Origin of the sequence: Aeromicrobium sp., from assembly GCF_036676885.1 — a bacterium.
Lineage (GTDB): Bacteria > Actinomycetota > Actinomycetes > Propionibacteriales > Nocardioidaceae > Aeromicrobium.
Window position 1 is genome coordinate 1 of sequence record NZ_JAKFCB010000374.1, and the last position, 4,287, is coordinate 4,287.

The window sequence follows — 4,287 nt, forward strand, 5'->3', positions numbered from 1 at the left end:
CCTTCGACCACCCCGGCGCCGAGGGCGGCGAGTCCGGCGATGGCATGACTGCGTACGACCTCGGCGTCGAGCTCACCGAGCGCCGGGGCCGAGGTGAAGGTGTAGGTCGCCTCGAGCGCGCCCCGCGAGGCCCGGGTGTCGACCCGGCTGACCCCGGGGCCGTCGGGATCGACGAGCACCACGCTCGTGCCGGCTGAGACGAGCAGAAGAGTCTTCCCGTCCAGCACCGGGACGCCGACCTTGGTCCCGGTCACGCCGGTGCCGTCGTAGGTCGTCGCGGGCTCGGCCGGCAGCGCGTTGCCAGGCTCACCGAGGGCGGGAGCCAACGTCAGCTCACCGGCAAGGACCTTCGGGACCAGGTCGGCCTGCAACGTCTCGGAGCCCGACCGGACGAGGGGCAGCAGGCCGCAGGCGACGGTCTCCCACACCGGGAGCTCCGCCGCGCGCCGGCCGACTTCGTGCAGCAACACGGCGATTTCGGCCATGCCCAGACCCTCGCCACCGTGCTCCTTCGGGGCGACCAGCGCGAGCAGGCCGGACTCCTGAAGCGCGCGCCACGTCCCGTCACCGCGGTCGAGCACGTCGCCGATGACGGAGCGCACCTCGTCAAGCACCGAGTCCACGCACATCCCCAATCCTTCGAGTGCAGCCTGTTCGTGCAAAACTATAACGTGTTCTACTCTGTGGAGCGCTGTCTCGAGGAGGATGTGTGCGGAACCCGCTCAAGCTGCCGCTGTCAGTCGTACGTCACCTGCTGCCCGACCCCTCGTCGTGGGACCTGTTCGACCTGCCTCCCGTGGACCTGCCCGAGGGGCGCTGGCTGGACCTGCCCCGGCGCGGCCGCACGTGGCTCACGGACGTACCGGGGCCGACTCCGGACGCTCCCGCGATCATCCTTCTGCACGCCGTGGGCTGCACCGGCCAGCTGACCTGGTTCCCCGCGATCCCCCGGCTGGCCGAGCACTATCGCGTCATCACGTTCGACCAGCGCTGGCACGGCCGGGGCATCACCTCCGAGCGGTTCCTGATCTCGGACTGCGCCACCGACGTCGCCGAGGTGATCGATGCCCTCGGCCTGGACCGGCCCATCGTGGCGGGCTATTCGATGGGCTCGGTCATTGCGCAGCGGGTGTGGCGTCAGCACCCCGACGTCATCGGCGGGCTGATCCTGGCCGCCAGCACCGCACACTTCCGCACCAACGGTCGCGAGCGCATCTTCCACGCCGGGATGGAGCTCGGCATGGGACTGAGCGCGACCCTGTCCCGGTCGAGTGTGGTCCGACGAGCCAGCTCGGCCGCCGTCGAGGCCATCGACGCCGACAGCTCCGACACCGCCGCCTGGGCGATGAAGCAGTGGCGCGCGACCAGCCCCTGGGCGGTCGGCCAGGCAGTGGCATCCCTCGGCCGCCACCACTCGAGCCAGTGGTTGTCGCAGGTCGACGTGCCCACCGCGGTCGTCGTGACGACGAAGGACCGGGTGATCCCGCCCGATCGTCAGCGCGACATCGCCGAGCGCATCCCCGGCGCGACGGTGCACGAGGCCGCCTGCGGCCACGCGGGCTGCGTGCTGGAGCACCGGGCGTTCGTGCCGGCCCTGCTCGAGGCGGCCCACGCCACCGCCGCGCGCATGCGCGACCGCCAACCGGCGTGACCCTCGCCCACCCTCGTCGGTCGCGTAGGAGGCCGCCCGCGGCCGACGTATCGAGACCCATCGACCGGCGAACGGGTCAAACGGGTCAAACGGGTCAGCCCAGGATGGCTTTGCGCATGGCCTCGAGCTCGAGCGGGAACTGGTCGACCAGGTCCCACACGCGCGGCATCTGCTCCTTGCAGGCGATCGCGCCGATGTGCATCTGGCCGTTGTTGCTCATCACCGTGATGTTGAGACCCGCGCCGTGGAAGATCGGGCCGAGCGGATAGAGCGCATCGATCCGGGCACCGACGAAGTACAGCGGCACCGGCGGGCCGGGAACGTTCGAGATCACCAAGTTGTGGATCACCGGAGCCCGCTCGGCGAGTCGGAGGTCCGACACCATCCGCACCGCCAGCCCGAATGTCCGCGGCGCCGCGAACTCCGCCCACTCCTGCAACGTGTCGGCCGGTACGGCGGTGTGATGGTCCTTGGCGTGCGCGTTGGCGACGGACATCTCGGTGATGCGTTCGCGAGCGTCCTCGACGTCGGTGCCGAGCCGGCAGAAGATGGTCGACACCTTGTTGCGGCCGCCGGTCCTCGTCGACTCGTTGCGCACCGACACCGGGACGCTGGCCAGCAGCGACGAGTCGGGGAGCTCACCGCGGTCGAGGAGGTAGCGCCGCAGTGCGCCGCCGCTCAGCGCGAGGACGACGTCGTTGACGGTGGCCCCGGGGATCGCGTTCTTGATCTCCTTGATGACGTCGAGCGAGACATCGGTGAGGGCGATCGACCGGTGCCCCGTGATGGTGCCGTTGAACGACGTACGCGGCGCGGTCAGCGGAGCGGCCATCGCCGTACCCTGCCTCGCCCGGCTGGCGGTCTCCACCAGGGTGCGCACCGTCGGCGTCACCAGCTTGGCCAGCTGCCACGGCTTGGTCGCGGTCGCCAACAACCCACGCCCCACCAGCTCGAGGTCGGACGGCGCGCGCTGATGATCGCCGTCGCTGGTGTCGAGCGGTGGCGCCTCGGGCTCCAGGCTGCAGAGGTACGAGATCATGTTCGACCCGGAGACGCCGTCGACGGACGCGTGGTGCATCTTCGAGAACACCGCGATCTTGCCGTTCGCGAGCCCCTCGATGACGTGCATCTCCCAGAGCGGCCGCGAACGGTCGAGGGGTATGCCGGCGAGGTGCCCGGCGACCTCGGTCAGCTCGCGCTCGCTGCCGGGTGCGGGCACAGCCATCCGGTGCACGTGCCGGTCGATGTCGAACTCGTCGTCGGTCACCCATATCGGGAAGTCGATCCGGCCGGGCACGAACTTGAGCTTGCGGTTGAACATCGGGATGCCCGAGACCCGCTGGGACAGCTCGTCCTTGAACCGAGTGAAGTCGTAGCCGCCCGGGATCGTCGCCGGGTCGACCACGATCACGCCGCACACGTGCATCAGCTGCGCGCCGCTCTCGAGGTAAAGGAAGCTGGCGTCGAGTCCGCTGAGTCGATCCATGGCCGTATCCTAGTCCCGCCTAGAACTTGTTCTACCCGACGAGGAGAGTTTGCATGTCAGCCGGGTTCACCCGACGCCAGCTCGCCCTTGCCGCCCTGGCCCTCAATGCCGTACGTCCGATGCGCCGCGGATGGTCCTCGATCCCCTCCTTCGCCCTCGGCTGGCCGGTCAGCGAGCTGGCTCCTCATCTGCTGACCGCCGCCGCGGTCGACACCGCCGCGGAGCTGACCGTACGACGAGGAAAGCCGTCACGCCTGGGGCTTGCCGCGGCCGCAGTCGCGGCCGGGCTCCTGGGCTACACGATCGCCGGAGCACGCCGGACCGGCACGCAGCTCGACGAGGCGTTGCGCAAGGGCATCGGCGACGGCTACCTCGACGAGCTCGACCTTCCCGGACCGCTCGACCTGCGAATCCCCCGCGGATCAGTCGTCCGGCCGTTCAACTTCCGCGCGCGCGACATCGAGGTGCTGCGCAACGTGCCCTACACCGAGGGCGGCAAGAAGGCGCACCTCGACATCCGTCGCCCGAAGGACCGCGACCTGGCCGATGCCCCCGTGCTGATCCAGATCCACGGTGGTGGCTGGACGATCGGCAACAAGGAGCAGCAGGGCATCCTCCTGATGAACCGGATGGCTCAGCAGGGCTGGGTCTGCGTCTCGGTCAACTACCGGCTCGCGCCCAAGCACCGCTTCCCGACGCAGATCGTCGACGTCAAGAGGGCGATCGCCTGGGTCCACGAGAACATCAAGGAGTACGGCGGCGACTCCTCGTACGTCGTCATCACCGGCGGATCCGCGGGTGGTCACCTGGCGGCGCTCGCCGCGCTCACCCCGGGCCTTGCCGAGTACCAGCCCGGCTTCGAGGAGTCCGACACCTCGGTCGCGGCGTGCGTCCCGTTCTACGGCGTCTACGACCTCGGCGGCATCACCGAGTCGCGTGCCGCGATCGACATGCGCGACAGGTTCCTCGGCCCGAGGGTGTTCGGCAAGGACCCGCGTACGCATCTCGACGACTTCGTCCAGGCGTCGCCGTTGGCCCACGTCACCGAGCACACACCCGACTTCTTCGTGATCCACGGACGCAACGACACCGTGGTGTCGGTCAACCAGGCTCGCGCCTTCGTCGCCGCGCTGGAGGAGAAGTCGGACGC

The 4,287-nt window shown here is 69.6% G+C and carries 4 protein-coding genes; 2 read left to right on the top strand and 2 right to left on the bottom strand.

Features of this window, described 5'->3' with window-relative positions; translation table 11 throughout:
• On the bottom strand, positions 1 to 629 hold a 629-nt coding region (locus V6M46_RS17705; protein WP_332667507.1), incomplete at its 3' end, for an acyl-CoA dehydrogenase family protein.
• An 80-nt stretch (positions 630 to 709) separates the two neighbouring features.
• On the opposite strand from V6M46_RS17705, the gene V6M46_RS17710 reads away from it, so the two are divergent.
• Positions 710 to 1,651 (top strand): alpha/beta fold hydrolase, encoded by a 942-nt coding sequence (locus tag V6M46_RS17710; RefSeq protein ID WP_332667508.1) that lies wholly within the window; start codon positions 710 to 712, stop codon positions 1,649 to 1,651.
• Between the two features lie 94 nt (positions 1,652 to 1,745).
• Here V6M46_RS17710 and V6M46_RS17715 read toward each other — a convergent pair whose 3' ends face one another.
• Positions 1,746 to 3,137 carry a WS/DGAT/MGAT family O-acyltransferase gene (locus V6M46_RS17715; protein ID WP_332667510.1) on the bottom strand — a complete coding sequence of 464 codons (1,392 nt, stop codon included), beginning with the start codon at positions 3,135 to 3,137 and terminating at the stop codon, positions 1,746 to 1,748.
• 53 nt (positions 3,138 to 3,190) lie between these two features.
• Between V6M46_RS17715 and V6M46_RS17720 the strand changes: the two genes are divergently transcribed.
• The coding region (locus V6M46_RS17720) for an alpha/beta hydrolase (RefSeq protein ID WP_332667512.1) at positions 3,191 to 4,287 on the top strand (1,097 nt) is incomplete at its 3' end.

Bases quoted from the DNA above. Each gene is read 5' to 3' on its own strand.
- V6M46_RS17715 (WP_332667510.1), bottom strand. From the start codon at position 3,137: ATGGATCGACTCAGCGGACTCGACGCCAGCTTCCTTTACCTCGAGAGC.